15 protein-coding genes and 1 tRNA gene are annotated in these 12,936 nt (G+C 65.0%); 11 read left to right on the forward strand and 5 right to left on the reverse strand.

The window, feature by feature from the left end; translation table 11 throughout:
• Position 1 precedes the first annotated feature (1 nt).
• The 6 genes from pelG to B146_RS0104195 all read left to right on the forward strand — a co-directional run bounded on the left by pelG (position 2) and on the right by B146_RS0104195 (position 5,534).
• Positions 2 to 1,501, forward strand: coding sequence for an exopolysaccharide Pel transporter PelG (gene pelG / locus B146_RS0104170; RefSeq protein WP_019995160.1), 1,500 nt, complete (start codon positions 2 to 4; stop codon positions 1,499 to 1,501).
• Positions 1,498 to 2,796: a polysaccharide biosynthesis/export family protein gene (locus tag B146_RS0104175; RefSeq protein ID WP_019995161.1), complete on the forward strand. Its 1,299-nt coding sequence runs from the start codon at positions 1,498 to 1,500 to the stop codon at positions 2,794 to 2,796. Before pelG ends, B146_RS0104175 begins: the two co-directional genes overlap by 4 nt.
• The gene (locus tag B146_RS0104180) at positions 2,793 to 3,737 is read left to right on the forward strand and encodes an endo alpha-1,4 polygalactosaminidase (protein ID WP_019995162.1); all 945 of its coding nucleotides are present in this window, start codon (positions 2,793 to 2,795) and stop codon (positions 3,735 to 3,737) included. Before B146_RS0104175 ends, B146_RS0104180 begins: the two co-directional genes overlap by 4 nt.
• A 210-nt stretch (positions 3,738 to 3,947) precedes the next feature.
• A tRNA-Ser gene (locus B146_RS0104185) sits at positions 3,948 to 4,037 on the forward strand.
• Positions 4,038 to 4,478: 441 nt separating this feature from the next.
• Positions 4,479 to 5,033: a Crp/Fnr family transcriptional regulator gene (locus B146_RS0104190; RefSeq protein ID WP_155897360.1), complete on the forward strand. Its 555-nt coding sequence runs from the start codon at positions 4,479 to 4,481 to the stop codon at positions 5,031 to 5,033.
• 108 nt (positions 5,034 to 5,141) lie between these two features.
• A complete protein-coding gene (locus tag B146_RS0104195) occupies positions 5,142 to 5,534 on the forward strand; it encodes a MerR family transcriptional regulator (RefSeq protein WP_019995164.1) in 393 nt (130 codons plus the stop codon).
• A 15-nt stretch (positions 5,535 to 5,549) separates the two neighbouring features.
• On the opposite strand, the gene B146_RS0104200 is transcribed toward B146_RS0104195, so the two are convergent.
• Positions 5,550 to 6,509, reverse strand: coding sequence for a DUF1624 domain-containing protein (locus tag B146_RS0104200; protein WP_019995165.1), 960 nt, complete (start codon positions 6,507 to 6,509; stop codon positions 5,550 to 5,552).
• 67 nt (positions 6,510 to 6,576) lie between these two features.
• Here B146_RS0104200 and B146_RS0104205 point away from each other — a divergent pair, with 67 nt between their 5' ends.
• Positions 6,577 to 7,443, forward strand: a complete 867-nt coding sequence (locus tag B146_RS0104205) for an aldo/keto reductase (RefSeq protein WP_019995166.1) — start codon at positions 6,577 to 6,579, stop codon at positions 7,441 to 7,443.
• A gap of 82 nt (positions 7,444 to 7,525) precedes the next feature.
• Complete coding sequence (locus B146_RS0104210; protein ID WP_019995167.1) at positions 7,526 to 8,344, forward strand: YdcF family protein; 819 nt, start codon at positions 7,526 to 7,528, stop codon at positions 8,342 to 8,344.
• On the opposite strand, the gene B146_RS28225 is transcribed toward B146_RS0104210, so the two are convergent.
• Positions 8,272 to 8,577, reverse strand: a complete 306-nt coding sequence (locus B146_RS28225; protein WP_060577658.1) for a DUF3253 domain-containing protein — start codon at positions 8,575 to 8,577, stop codon at positions 8,272 to 8,274. The two genes, B146_RS0104210 and B146_RS28225, sit on opposite strands and share 73 nt — an antisense overlap.
• Positions 8,574 to 9,290, reverse strand: a complete 717-nt coding sequence (locus B146_RS0104215; protein ID WP_019995168.1) for a DUF599 domain-containing protein — start codon at positions 9,288 to 9,290, stop codon at positions 8,574 to 8,576. The genes B146_RS28225 and B146_RS0104215 overlap by 4 nt, the downstream gene beginning before the upstream one ends.
• Positions 9,291 to 9,406: 116 nt before the next feature.
• Here B146_RS0104215 and B146_RS0104220 point away from each other — a divergent pair, with 116 nt between their 5' ends.
• Positions 9,407 to 9,838 (forward strand): DUF1489 family protein, encoded by a 432-nt coding sequence (locus B146_RS0104220; RefSeq protein WP_019995169.1) that lies wholly within the window; start codon positions 9,407 to 9,409, stop codon positions 9,836 to 9,838.
• Positions 9,839 to 9,842: 4 nt separating this feature from the next.
• On the opposite strand, the gene B146_RS0104225 is transcribed toward B146_RS0104220, so the two are convergent.
• Together B146_RS0104225 and B146_RS0104230 are read right to left on the reverse strand one after the other, a co-directional pair.
• Positions 9,843 to 10,127, reverse strand: coding sequence for a hypothetical protein (locus tag B146_RS0104225; RefSeq protein ID WP_026358311.1), 285 nt, complete (start codon positions 10,125 to 10,127; stop codon positions 9,843 to 9,845).
• 85 nt (positions 10,128 to 10,212) lie between these two features.
• Positions 10,213 to 11,658 (reverse strand): D-alanyl-D-alanine carboxypeptidase, encoded by a 1,446-nt coding sequence (locus tag B146_RS0104230; protein ID WP_019995171.1) that lies wholly within the window; start codon positions 11,656 to 11,658, stop codon positions 10,213 to 10,215.
• A gap of 310 nt (positions 11,659 to 11,968) precedes the next feature.
• Here B146_RS0104230 and B146_RS0104235 point away from each other — a divergent pair, with 310 nt between their 5' ends.
• Complete coding sequence (locus tag B146_RS0104235) at positions 11,969 to 12,328, forward strand: phasin family protein (protein ID WP_019995172.1); 360 nt, start codon at positions 11,969 to 11,971, stop codon at positions 12,326 to 12,328.
• Positions 12,329 to 12,567: 239 nt separating this feature from the next.
• Positions 12,568 to 12,930, forward strand: a complete 363-nt coding sequence (clpS, locus tag B146_RS0104240; RefSeq protein ID WP_040408281.1) for an ATP-dependent Clp protease adapter ClpS — start codon at positions 12,568 to 12,570, stop codon at positions 12,928 to 12,930.
• The last annotated feature ends 6 nt before the right edge of the window (positions 12,931 to 12,936 follow it).

The following is a 12,936-nucleotide window of genomic DNA, read 5'->3' on the forward strand; positions in this document are numbered from 1 at the left end:
CATGGCGGGGATCGGCTTCGAACTCAGACGTCTGGCGCGCGAAGGCGGGGTGATCCGGCCCGTCGCCTCGGCCGGCCATGGCGCGGTGGTGGCGGCGGGTCCTTGGCTGCTTACGGTTCTGGCGCTCAGCATCATCCAGCATCGCCTGCCGCGCTCCACGCAGGCCGCGTACGACCTTCAGGCACTGGTCATCTATGTCTTCTGCCTGTCGCTGGTGGTGACGGCGCCCCTTGTCGCGGGCGCGTTGCGGCTCGCCGCCGACGATCTTCACCTGCGCAAGCCCGATCGAATCCGCGCGACCTATCTCGTCAGCCTCGCCGCCTCGATCGTCGCAACGGCTCTTGTGGCCCTGTTTCTCTTCCGCTTCGGCTTCGGATGGCGCGGCGAGCCGCTTCTCGCAGCCTCCGCCGCATCGGGCGCGACGGCGGCGATCTGGCCGGCGACGGCGTTTTGCGCCGCCACACACGACTTCGGCTCCATCACGCGGGGCTTCGTGCTCGGTCTGATCCTCGCCGTCGGTGCAACGCTCCACGGCGCCTCCGCAGGCCTTACGCCACCCATCCAGGCGCTGCTCTTCGCGGCCGGCCTCTGGTTCACGGCGGTCTGGTTGACTGGCCGGGTCCTGTCGACCTTTCCCGCCGACGTGCGGAACATCGGCGCCGCGCTCTGGCGCATCCTGGAGACGACGCGACGCCATTCGGCCGTCGTGCTCGGCGCCCTCGTCGCCACCCTGGCGATCTGGGTGGACTCCTGGATTCTCTGGTTCGGGCCCGCCGGGCTGGCCGTCGCCAGCGGATTGCCCACGGCGCCCTTCTACGACAGCGCCATGTTCGTGGCACGCCTGAGCATGTTGCCCGGCCTCGTCCTTTTTCTCGGTTCCGTGGACACCGGCGTGTTCCAGGCGGTACGCCGCTTCCTCGGCGCGGTCGAGGGGCACGCCAGCCTGTCCCGGATCGAGACGCTTTCGGTCGGCATGAGCCGCGAGATCGATCAGCTTCTCGTGCGAATGATCCTCGTTCAGGCGACCTTCAGCACGGTTGCCCTGGCGCTCGCGCCTGCGTTCGTAGAGCCGGCCGGGCTTCTCTACCAGCAGCTCGGAATCCTGCGGCTGGGCCTTCTGGCGGCGCTCTTCCATACAATCTTCTTCGCGGCGACGACGCTCCTTCTGCTGCTCGGGCAGGAGCGGCGCTTTCTCCTGGCGCAGCTCGCGTTCCTCGCTTCCAATGCCGCGCTGACCGGCGCGACCCTGGCGATCGGCCGCGACGCCTATGGCTTCGGCTATCTGGCTGCGACAGCCCTTTCTGCACTTCTGGCGATCTGGCTTCTCAAACGGTCGCAGGATGCGTTCGTCTATCTCACCTTCTCCGCCGCGCTCGAGCAAAGCCGCAACCGGCCCCCTTTGCCGCTCCAGGCCATTCCGATCCTCCTTCTTTCCCACCTACGCCGCATCGCCCTTCGAGCGACGACGCGTCCATCTCAGTCCCAGGAAACCGAACGATGATCCGGATCACGTCTCTGCTTCTCGCATCGGTCCTCACGCTTTCCGGCGGCTTGGGCACAGCGACAGGCGCTCTGGCCCAACCCGCGCCTTCCGGCGCGTCCTCGGCGCCCGACGGAGCGGGTTTCACCATCGGCGACAAGCTGCGCGTGACGTTCTTCGAGCAGATGGACATGCCAGGCGGGCAGGGCGGAGCTGCGCCGGCCACCACCTTCTACCAGCGCATCGACCTGACGTCGGACTACGTGGTCGGCGCCGACGGGCGGATTAGTCTGCCGCGTTTGGGCGCGATCAAGGTGGCAGGGCGCGATGCCGACAGCGTGAGCGCCGACATCCAGTCGGCTTATCTCGACGCGATGGGCCGGCCGGGCGACGTTCACGTCGCGATCCTGGAGCGCCAGCCTGTCTATGTGCTTGGTCCGGTGCGCTCGCCGGGAGCCTTTGCCTATGCCAGCGGGATGGTCGCCATCCAGGCCATCGCGCTGGCCGGCGGGCCGGAGCGGTTGCAGGATCGCCTCGCTCCGGTGGTCGAGGCCGGGCGCGAGACGGAACGCTCGGAGGACGCGCGCACGCGCCTGACCCTTCTTCTGTCGCGGCGCGCCTGGCTGGAATCCGTGCGGGATGGAACGCCCCCTGTCGTGCCGGACGAGCTGGTGCGCCTCGTCGGGCGGACGAATGCCGGCGAGATGGTCGCCGCCGACGTCGCGGCAGGTCGCGCGGCCGCTTCGGCGCGCGAAAGCGAGATCGCCAATTTCCGCCAGCGTGCGCGGGCTTGGCGCGAGGAGATGACGGTCCTCAACCGCTCGCTGGGTGAAATCGAACGCGAAATCACCGAGCGCGGCGCACGGATACGCCAGGCGACCGAGCCCGATCCGCGCCTCAGCCGCGCCAGCGTCATCACTACGCAGCGCACCGAGCTCGTCGAACTCGAACGACGTCGGCGCGAAGTGCAGGCCTCGATCCATCGCATCGAGCAGCAATTGTCGGAAACCGAGGCAGCCCGCGCGCGTGTTTCGCTGGAGTTCGACCGGACCATCGCGCAGGAGCTGGTGACGCTGACCAACGACATCGTTCGCCTGCGCCAGATGGCCTCCAGCGCGTCCGAAATCGCCGGTTCCCTCGGAGATGCCGCGAGTTCGTCCGGCTCGGGCGAGTTCGACATCTCGATCATCCGAACGGCGGCGGACGGTGTCGAAACGCTCGCGGCGACGCCAACGACGCGGCTGATGCCGGGCGATGTCGTGCGGGTGACGCGCGGCGGCGCGGTCGTCGGGACGAGCGAGGCGGCGGTGCGATGAGCGAGCGACAGGCGAGCCCCGATCCGATGCGTCGCTTGATCCTTGCCGGAGCGTTGGCTGCCCTCCTGCCGGGCGAACGAGCGCAGGCAGCAGCAACTCCACGGCCCGACAGCGAGGCCCGCCGTCTCCTGCGAGCGGCACGGCGTTGGGGTTGCCAGTATCAGGATATCGATCTCGACGCGGTCGCAGAGTCCGATCTCGATCTCATCGCGCTCGAGCCGAGCCTGGACGACTGGTCGATGCGCTTCATCACGCCAGCCGACATGGAGCGCCTGAAGCGCAAGCCGGACGGCTCGCGTCGCCTGGTTCTCGGCTATCTCCCGGTCGGCGAAGCCGACATCAAGCGCTGGTACTACACGGACGACATGCGGGCGGAGCCGCCGGCCTGGCTAGGGCCCGAAAACCCCAACTGGCCGGGCTCGCGCCATGCGCGCTACTGGGACCCGAGCTGGCGCGCACTGATGGCGACAGGCGACGATTCTCTGCTTCGGCGCATCCTCGCCGTTGGCTTCGACGGAGCTCTCCTCGACCGCGTCGATGCCTATGGCGACTGGCGCGAGGAGCGGCCAAGTGGCCAGAACGACATGATCGATCTCGTCGCAACGATCCGCGATATCGCCTCGGAGCGGAACCCCGATTTCCTCCTCGTTCCTCAGAATGCCGAAGACCTGCTCCTGTCGGCCCGCTATCGCCGATTGATCGACGGGCTCAACAAGGAAAGCCTCCTGACCGGCTTATCCGGCCCCGGCGTTCCGAATTCCGAGGACGACGTGGACTGGAGCCTCAAGCGGCTGAAAAAAGCGCAATCCGATGGCGTCGCTATTTTCGCCACCGAGTATGTCAGTGACCCAGCAAGCCAGCGGCGGCTGTCCGACCGCCTCGAAACCTACGCCTTCAAACCCTTCTTCGGCGTTCGGGAACTGGACGTGTTGCCGGACTAGCCGTCTATGGCAGAAGGAGGGTGTCAAAGCTTTCGGTTAATGTCGTCGATCTGCGCTCAAGGAGCGAGCTTGCCGTGCCATCGGCGGAAGCAAGCGTTTCAACGCTCTCGACTTGGTGCCGGTTCGAGGGGTCAGTCGCCACCCCGTGGCGTGTTGACGCCGCACGGCGCAAGGCGGTAAAGCCGAGAGCATCTAGCCCTCCCAAGGCTTGGATGGGTGGCCGAGTGGTTTAAGGCAGCGGTCTTGAAAACCGCCGTGCGGGGAACCGTACCGTGAGTTCGAATCTCACCCCATCCGCCACAACAGCCGACCGAGTGTCGGACACCGGACCGCGAGCTTGAAGCGCTTTCCGGTCGCAGCGATTTGGTCTCTTGCAAGACGCTGAAGACCCATAAGCTGTCGTCTGAGTCCAATGACGTCCTGTCGCCGTTCATCAGGCATCGGATCGGCTGAACCAGAAAGTCGGTCGAGCAACGACCTTCTCGAAGCGCCTCGAACTCTCGACAATGCCCGAACCCGTCCCATCTGTACGGTATTGACATTGGAGTGACGGGTTTGAGCGCTGTTTCCGACCGCGACGAAGACGCCCAGGACATTCTGATCCGCCGCCTACAGGCGATCGACAACCTCACTGCGCAGGACCGACATCTGATTTCGTCCTTGCGTTTCGACGTCGTCGACATTCCCCCCCGAACAGATTTCGTTCGGGAAGGCGATCGGCAAACGAAATGCTGCCTTCTGATGGATGGTGTCGTCATCCGCTCGAACTTCACCCGTTCGGGCGAGCGGCAGATCCAGTCCGTCCATATTCCCGGCGACGTTCCGGATCTGCAGAGCTTGCATCTGAGGCGGATGGACCACTATATCGGAAGCGTCTCCCAATGCCGCGTCGCGTTCGTGGCGCATGATCAGATGCTGCGGGTGCTGCGGGACTCTCCCCATCTCACGGCGATCCTGTGGCGCGAGACGCTGATCGACGCCGCGCTCTATCGCGCCATCATCGTGCGCAATGCGCGGCTCGGCTCGACGGAACGGTTGGCACATTTCATCTGCGAGATGTGGTGCCGTTTCGATGCGGTGGGTCTGACGGATCGCAACGGTTTCGCATTCCCGATGACACAGGAAATGGTGGGGCAGGTGCTCGGGCTCAGCATCGTCAGCGTCAACCGTTCGATGCAGATTCTGCGATCCGACCGGCTCGTCGTCTGGGACCGGGGGCGGATCGACATTCTCGACTGGACGCAGCTCGCCGAGATCGCTCAATTCGACCCGACTTTCCTGCATTTGAACGAATAACGGGCCAAGCTTCGAAGGTTGCGCGAGCGGGGAAGGTCCCGCCGGCGGCCGACGGATTGACTTGCCGAACTCGTCGCGGCACACCAAACGCTCATTCGGACGGTGTCGATGCGCGATTACTACACGATTACGGAACTCACCCGCGAGTTCGATATCTCGACGCGGACGATCCGTTTCTACGAGGACGAGGGGCTGATCTCGCCGATCCGGCGGGGGCGCACGCGCTTGTTCCGCCATTCGGACCGCCATCTTCTCCGCATGATCCTGCGCGGCAAGCGTCTCGGCTTCTCGATCGCGGAAATTCGCGAAATCATGGGAATGTATCGCACGCCGCCCGGTGAAGCGGGGCAGTTGCGGGCGATCGTGCGCCGGGTCAGCGAGAAGCGCAGCGAACTCGAACAAAAGCGGCGCGATATCGAAGACCTCCTCGCCGAGCTCGATCAGGCCGAAGAGGCTTGCCTCACGCGAATGGCCGAACTTGGAATCTCGCCGACGACGTAACGCTGCCGCCGGCCATCAGGGCTGGGCGCTCGGTTCGAAGGAACATGCGTTTACGGTGTCGCGGACCTTCGCGCTTCCGCTTTCCGAGAGCTGCCCCCGAAGCAGCTTTTCGAGAAGGTCGTCCGCCTTCAAGCGCGTTTCGACACAGCCGCAATAGGACACGCAGAAGGCCGTATCCCGGTCCTTCTCGCAGGTCTGCTGGCAACTTGCCCGAAACGCCTCCGTCTGATCCGGGGGCGAGATCGTGGCGGCCAGAGCGACGAGGCCGAACGAGATCGGCTGGTGCAGGAGGTAGAAGAGCAGCGAATGTCGGCCGAGCGTCGAAAGCGGCCAGAGCGCCTTCAACGGGTCGTTGAGACGCGCGAGGCGCGGCCAAGCGCCGATGCGATCGAAGAGCTGCGCCAGGGCGATGCCGATCAGAATGGCACCGAACCACGGAAACAGCGGCACGAAGTCGTTCGACAGGGGCGGGTGTTCGGAAAAGCCGATCCAGGCGAGCCAGCGACTGTCAGTCAGCGCAGTCGTGAAGAGGGATGGCAGCCCAATCACAACCGCGGCGCTTGTGGCCGTCGCCCAGAAGGGCAGCGTGAGGAACGCAAGGCCGAGCAGGCTGCCAAGCGCGATCAGATGCAGGATGCCGAAGAAAACGAAGCCCTGCGGCGTCAGCCAGAAGGTGGCGATCGAGATGGCGAGGGCACCGGCGCCAATCTGCAGGAAGCGCTTGCGAAAGGATGGCCAGCGGATCGCGCGAGCATGGGCCAGAACGAGGCTGACGCCGACGAGGATCAGGAAGCTCGAAGCGATGCAGCGCGCAAACAGCTTCCAGCCGCCGACCTGCGCGAAGCCGGCCGGGAGGTAGCCGAAAAATTCGAGATCCCAGGTGAAGTGGTAGACGAGCATCGCCAGAAGCGCGACGCCACGGGCGACATCGAGCAGTTCGATGCGCCCACGCTGGGTTTTCTCAGGTACCGTCATCGCGCGTCCACTGGTTCGATCGCCGTTCCGCCTATCTCAATTGCGGAAGGAAGGCGAACGGAAGTTCATGGCCGTCGCCTTCAAGCCGATCGAGGACATCCGCATGAAAATGATCGAAGCGTCGGGCGCGCGCATTCCCGCCCTTGGGCTCGGCACCTACAAGCTGACCGGCGAAACCTGCGTCGGCATGGTCGCCAAGGCCATCGAGGGCGGCTATCGCCATATCGACACGGCGCGCATGTACGGCAACGAGCGGGAGGTGGGCGAAGGCATTCGGGCGAGCGGCGTCGATCGCTCGGACCTCTTCGTGACCACCAAGATCTGGTATGAGGATATCGGAGCCGACCGGCTGGTCTCGACCGCCGAAGCCGCAGTCGAAGCGCTGGGCACCGGCGCGGTCGATCTTCTTCTGATCCACTGGCCGAACGCCCGCATTCCCCTGGAGGATTCGATCTCGGCCCTGAACGCGGCGCGCGAAAAGGGACTGACGCGCCATATCGGCGTGGCGAACTTCCCGAGCACGTTGATGGACGACGCGGCCGCGATGAGCGCCGCGCCGCTCGTCTGCAATCAGGTCGAGTATCATCCGCTTCTGTCGCAGGAAGCCGTGCTGGCCGCCTGCGAGCGGCACGACATGGCGCTGATCGCCTATTCGCCCATCGGGCAGGGCGGCGAATTGCTCCAGCACCCGACCGTGACCGGCATCGCCCAACGCCTTGGGCGCACGCCCGCTCAGGTCATCCTGCGCTGGGAGATCGAACAGCCGCGCGTCGGCGCCATTCCGCGCACGTCCAACCCCGATCGCCTGTCTGAGAATTTGGACGTCTTCTCGTTCGAGCTGTCGGACACCGACCGGACGGCGCTGAACGACATGACCCGCCAGCGCAAGCGTCTGGTCGATCCGAGCTTCGCTCCGTCCTGGGATAGGGTTTGACACAAGCCCCTCGGCTTGGTCAGAGGAAGGCGGGGGCGGCACGGTCGCCTCCGCAGATGCAGCAGAGAATGGTGATCGGTCGATGTTTTTCGCGCTCTCGAAGATCGGCTGGTATCTCGTTCAACCCCTCGTCGGCATTCTCCTTCTCTTCGCGGCCGGCCTCGTCTGTCTCCTTCTGAAGCTGCCGAAAACCGGCTTCGGCCTGCTTGCCGTCGCCTTCCTCGTTCTTGCCGTCGTCAGCCTCTCGCCGCTCGGCCTGATGATGCTCGCGCCGCTCGAGAATCGCTTCCCCAAGCCGGCGCTGCCCGAACGCGTGGCGGGCATCGTCGTGCTGGGCGGCTCGTTCGACACCCGCGTGGCGCGCACGCGCGGCGAGCCGGAACTGAACGACGCGGCGGACCGCATCACCACGGCGCTGGCGCTGGCTCTCCGGTTTCCCGAGGCCAAGGTGATCTTCAGCGGCGGCGCTGCGGCGATGTTCGAAGAGGACGTCACCGAATCGTCGGTCGCTGAGCGACTCTTCGGAGAGCTCGGCCTTCCCGCCGACCGGCTCGTTCTGGAGGACCGCTCGCGCAACACGGTGGAGAACGCGCGCTTCTCCAAGGAGATCGCCGCGCCCAAGCCCGGCGAAACCTGGCTTCTCGTGACCTCGGCGGCCCATATGCCGCGCGCCGTCGGCTGCTTCCGTGTGGCAGGTTTCGACGTTCTGCCCTATCCGACCGACTATCAGACGCCGGGCGGCAATCTCATCTACCAGCCCTCGACCGCGACGGTGCGGAACCTCGAAAAGGTCCACTTCGCGATCCGGGAATATCTGGGACTGCTCGCCTACTGGCTGACGGGCAAGACCGACGCGCTGTTTCCCGCGCCGGCCTCTTCGGACGCCGGCGCCAATCGGTAGATCCCCTTGAAGTCGCGCGGGTCCACGGCACGGCCCTTGCGCAGGATGCGGACCTCACCGGACAGGGCGAGATCGACTGCCACCTGCCGGATCGGCGCCATGAGCAGGCGCCAGACCTTCTCGTCCGATCCGCCGAGCTGCCTCGCGATCTCGGACGGGCAGACGGTCTTGCCTTCTCCGCGCTCGGTGACGGCTGACAGAATGGCGGCGCGGATGTCCCGGGGTTTCGTCAAAGCGTTGCGTCCTCATGGATCGGATCGAGGCACGCATTGGCCTCGGAAAAGAACTGGCGGCGCGCCAGAATCAGGATGACCGTCAGCGTTGTCGCGATCAGCACGAACGGGCCGATGAACCAGCCGAGATAGGCCATGCCGAAGAAAATGGCGCGCAGGCCCGAATTGAAGTGGCGGGCGGCGATCTGGTTCATGCGCAACGCGCGCTTCAAGGCCAGTTCGGCCATCGCCGGATCGGCTTCGGCCTCCCGCACCATCGGCACGGCCCCGATCAGGATCGTGCAATAGTTGAAGAGGCGATAGGCCCAGCCGAACTTGAAGAAGGCGAAGACGAAAATCGTCACCAGCCCGAAAAGCTTGATCTCCAGAAGCGCCCGGTCGAAATTTCCGCTGAGCGGCAGGTCGGTCACGACGCTCGCGATATGGTCGATCGATCCCATCAAGGCGAAACAGCCGCCGATCGCGAAGATGCAGGCCGAGGCGAAGAAGCCGGTGCCCTGTTGGAGGCCCGTCATGATCGCCGTGTCGATCATCCGCAGATCGCGGTTGAGCATGGTCCGCATCCAGGCTTCACGCTGGCGGTTCATGCGCCGGCTGAGGCCTCGCTTGGACAGGGCGGTGCCATCGACGGCGAAGGCATAGATCGTCCAACCGACGCTGAAGGTCAGGAGGGCGAGCAGGTTTTCGAGATCGAGGATCTCCTGGAACGACATGGTTGGCCGCTCTTTCGGCAAAGGGCCGCCGCGGCCAAATGCCCGCAGCCCGGCAAATCGGGGAGCGCGGTTCCGCCGGCCTTGACCTTGCCGCGATAGAGACGGATGGAGCGCTGATGTCGCTCCATATGATCAAACTCTGCGTCGGTGTCGAATCCATCGAGGACCTGCAGACGCATGTCGCCCTTCGCCTGGAGACGCAGCGGCGGGCCGGGCAGAGGCCCGAGCAAACCCATGTCACCCGCGTCATGCCCAAACGCGCCGCCGAGATGCTGGAGGGCGGCTCGCTCTATTGGGTGATCAAGGGGCAGGTGCAGGTTCGCCAGCCGCTCCTGCGCTTCGACGCCTTCACCTCGGAGGACGGGATCGAGCGCTGCCGCATCGTTCTCGCCCCGGAGTTCATTGCCACGCGCTGGCAGCCACGCCGGGCCTTTCAGGGCTGGCGCTACCTGACGGTGGAGGATGCGCCGCCCGATCGCAGCGCGGCGGATGGCGAGCCCCTGCCGCCGCAGCTGGAACGCGAGCTCGCCGAACTGGGGCTCCTGTAGGAGCTCAGAAGCGACCCGGACGGCCGTAGCAGATGCGCACGGCCGGCGTGCCCGTCGGCGTGTTGACCTTCAGATAGATCATGCCTTCCGGCTGCGCCGCGCGCCACGCCCGCGCGCCGTGGCACAGAAGGAGACCCACGAGGTCCTTGGCGCGAACGCGGGACTTGCCGTCGCGATAATCGCCGAGACGCGAGGCCGCCTGCTGGAGCGGATGAAGGCCGATCGAGGAAACGTTCGACGGCTTATCCCCAGCGGACGCAAAACCCAGGATTTCCTGCTCAACGGACATGGGAACCTCGAACTGACTCATACAACGGGTTGTGTCGAAAACTTCGGCGGCTGGCGTCATAGCGTCCCAAGGGACGGTGCGACGGTCAGTTCGCGGCGATCGCGTAGCAGGCGTAGGACCGGGCCTTCAGAACCTCGCAGGCGGCGTTCGCGTCGGCCTTGGAGCCGAAGCCGGCGAAACGCGCGCGGTAAAGGGTCTGCGAGCCGTTCGCCACGGACTCGGTGAACGGGGTGGCGCGCGACAGCGCGGAGCCGCCACGGACCTTCGCTTCCGCCAGCATCTCGCGGGCGGTTTCCTCGGCGGGGGTCGCAGCGATCTGAACCACCCAGCCCGAGGCGGCGAGCGAGGCCGTGACGGGCGCCGCCGCGACCGGCGCGTTGGGAATGCCGACGCGGGGACGGGGAGCCGCCAGCGCGTTCGAGGTCGGGATCTCCATGGCTTCGCGCCGTCCAAGCGCGGCCTTCAGCGCATCGCGACCGATCACGGACCGCTCGGGCGCCGTGATCGCGTTCATGGCGCCGGCGGCGTTCGAGCCATAGGCCTGCGCGACGCGCTCGTTGATGGAGGACGCGCGACGGGTCGGAAGCGGAACGCTGGTCGGCAGTTCGGCGACATGCGCGGCGACGGACGGGCCGCGCGTGGACGGCGCGTAGGAGGCCACAACCGGGTCACCGCTGCGGGTGCTGACCTCGGGGAGATACTTGGTGACCAGCTCGGCCATGTGATCGTCGCGCGAGCGCGCCGTGCGACCGCCCATCACCACCGCGACGAGCTTCTTGTTGCCGCGCAGAACCGAGGTGACGAGATTGAAGCCGGAGGCGTTGATATAGCCCGTCTTGATGCCGTCGACGCCCTGGATTCGCCCGAGAAGACGGTTGTGGTTGCCGATCACCTGACCGCGGAAATTGAACGAGCGGCGGCTGAAATAGCTGTAATATTGCGGGAAATGCTCGCGAAGCGCGATGCCGAGCGTCGCCATGTCCCGCGCCGTGGTCATCTGGCCGGGATTGGGCAGGCCGTTGGCGTTGCGGAACGTCGTGCGCGTCATGCCGAGCCGGTGCGCCTTGCTCGTCATCATCTCCGCGAACTGACTTTCCGTGCCGCCGAGGAACTCGCCGATCACCACCGAGGCGTCGTTGGCCGAACGCGTCACGAGCCCGAGAATGCCTTCTTCCACCGAGATCGTGGAGCCCGCCTTCAAGCCGAGCTTGGAGGGCGGGCGCGCGGCGGCGTAGGCGGACACCTTCATCGGAGTCGAGAGGGTCACTCGTCCGCTTTCGAGCGCGTCGAACAGCAGATAGAGCGTCATCATCTTGGTCAGCGAGGCGGGATAGCGACGATCGTCGCCGTTCCTGGAGAAGAGCACCTTGCCATTGTTGGCGTCCATGACGATCGCGGAATAGCGTTCGTCCTTGGCCTGCGCGTGAGCGCCAGGCGCCGTTGCCAGCAGACTGGCGCCGACCAGGAGCGTTCCCACCGTCATGGATGCACGCTTGGTGAGAAGATCGATCCGGGAAGGGGCCTTGAGCATAGGCAGCTCTCTCGTCTCTGGCATTGCGAGACGCCGCGTCCCGGCCGCAAGGCCGATCCTTAACCAACTGCGTGGCCTGGCGTTCTCATCTTGTGGGAAAGATACGCCCGAGGGCCTTACCAATCCGTTTATGGTTGCCGGAACCTTGTGATCAGAAGGTGGCATTCGCCTCAAGTTTTCGACAACGCACGGGTCGCATGCGCTTTTTCCTCGAAACCCTCGATTGTGGCTTGAAGTTTTTTGTGCAGTGCAATATGCGTATGTGCGCTGCAGATGGATTGCAGTTCTGGTGGGATACGGGAGCAGTGCAATGAACATGTATGCGGACGCTGGGCAGGCCAGCAAGGAAGCCATGGACACCTTCATCAAGTCGGTTTCGACCGTGACGAAGGGCTTCCAGCAGATTGCCGCCGAGACCGGCGACTTCACGAAGCGCAGCTACGAGACTTCGGCCAAGATGCTCGAAGAGCTCGCCCAGACCCGGACGCCCGACAAGGCGATCGAGATCCAGACCGCGTATTTCAAGTCGTCCTACGACGCGTGGATGGCGCAGGCCACCAAGATGAACGAGCTCTACGCGAACATCGCGCGCGAGACGTTCAAGCCCTTCGAGACCAGCGTGAACAAGGCGACGTCCTACGCGCAGGACGCGATGCAGCAGGCCGCCTGAACCACGACGTCTTCAGTCTGACGTTTTCCGAAAGCCCGGCGCTCCGCCGGGCTTTTTTCGTTTGGGCCGGAAACACGGCCCGTCGCGCCCTTGCGCGGCCTTCGCGAATCCTGTCGAGTCCGGTGCTCGAACGCTCAACGGAATGAAATTCGGCTGCGGCGGGATGGCGTCTTAAAATGGACGATCCCACACATACATATCAGCCGAAGGCGAAGGTGACGGCATTGAACGACATGGTCATGGGCATTGAGGCTCCAGCATCGAAGGTTCGCTCCCAGGCGGGCGACGACGAGGGCGTCGGCAACGACCGCGGCACATCCGTCATCACGCGCACCAAGCCGAAAACCAAACGGCCGAATCTTTACAGAGTGCTTCTTCTGAATGACGATTACACTCCGATGGAGTTCGTCATTCACGTTCTCGAACGGTTCTTCCAGAAGGACCGGGAAGCCGCGACCCGCATCATGCTGCATGTCCACAAGCATGGCGTCGGCGAGTGCGGGGTCTACACCTACGAGGTCGCCGAGACGAAGGTCACGCAGGTCATGGATTTCGCCCGCCAGCATCAACATCCGCTTCAATGCGTGATGGAAAAGAATTGAGGTGAA

The sequence above is a fragment of the Aureimonas ureilytica DSM 18598 = NBRC 106430 genome (genome assembly GCF_000382705.1).
In the GTDB taxonomy this organism is placed as follows: Bacteria; Pseudomonadota; Alphaproteobacteria; order Rhizobiales; family Rhizobiaceae; genus Aureimonas; species Aureimonas ureilytica.

What these genes read in the sequence shown, in the direction of transcription:
- pelG (WP_019995160.1), top strand. Translation starts at nt 2, where the DNA reads ATGGCGGGGATCGGCTTCGAACTCAGACGTCTGGCGCGCGAAGGCGGG.
- B146_RS0104235 (WP_019995172.1), top strand. Translation starts at nt 11,969, where the DNA reads ATGAACATGTATGCGGACGCTGGGCAGGCCAGCAAGGAAGCCATGGAC.
- B146_RS0104195 (WP_019995164.1), top strand. Translation starts at nt 5,142, where the DNA reads ATGCGCGATTACTACACGATTACGGAACTCACCCGCGAGTTCGATATC.
- B146_RS0104220 (WP_019995169.1), top strand. Translation starts at nt 9,407, where the DNA reads ATGTCGCTCCATATGATCAAACTCTGCGTCGGTGTCGAATCCATCGAG.
- B146_RS0104210 (WP_019995167.1), top strand. Translation starts at nt 7,526, where the DNA reads ATGTTTTTCGCGCTCTCGAAGATCGGCTGGTATCTCGTTCAACCCCTC.
- B146_RS0104205 (WP_019995166.1), top strand. Translation starts at nt 6,577, where the DNA reads ATGGCCGTCGCCTTCAAGCCGATCGAGGACATCCGCATGAAAATGATC.
- B146_RS0104175 (WP_019995161.1), top strand. Translation starts at nt 1,498, where the DNA reads ATGATCCGGATCACGTCTCTGCTTCTCGCATCGGTCCTCACGCTTTCC.
- B146_RS0104225 (WP_026358311.1), bottom strand. Translation starts at nt 10,127, where the DNA reads ATGTCCGTTGAGCAGGAAATCCTGGGTTTTGCGTCCGCTGGGGATAAG.
- clpS (WP_040408281.1), top strand. Translation starts at nt 12,568, where the DNA reads ATGGGCATTGAGGCTCCAGCATCGAAGGTTCGCTCCCAGGCGGGCGAC.
- B146_RS0104190 (WP_155897360.1), top strand. Translation starts at nt 4,479, where the DNA reads ATGGATGGTGTCGTCATCCGCTCGAACTTCACCCGTTCGGGCGAGCGG.
- B146_RS0104200 (WP_019995165.1), bottom strand. Translation starts at nt 6,509, where the DNA reads ATGACGGTACCTGAGAAAACCCAGCGTGGGCGCATCGAACTGCTCGAT.
- B146_RS0104215 (WP_019995168.1), bottom strand. Translation starts at nt 9,290, where the DNA reads ATGTCGTTCCAGGAGATCCTCGATCTCGAAAACCTGCTCGCCCTCCTG.
- B146_RS0104180 (WP_019995162.1), top strand. Translation starts at nt 2,793, where the DNA reads ATGAGCGAGCGACAGGCGAGCCCCGATCCGATGCGTCGCTTGATCCTT.
- B146_RS0104230 (WP_019995171.1), bottom strand. Translation starts at nt 11,658, where the DNA reads ATGCTCAAGGCCCCTTCCCGGATCGATCTTCTCACCAAGCGTGCATCC.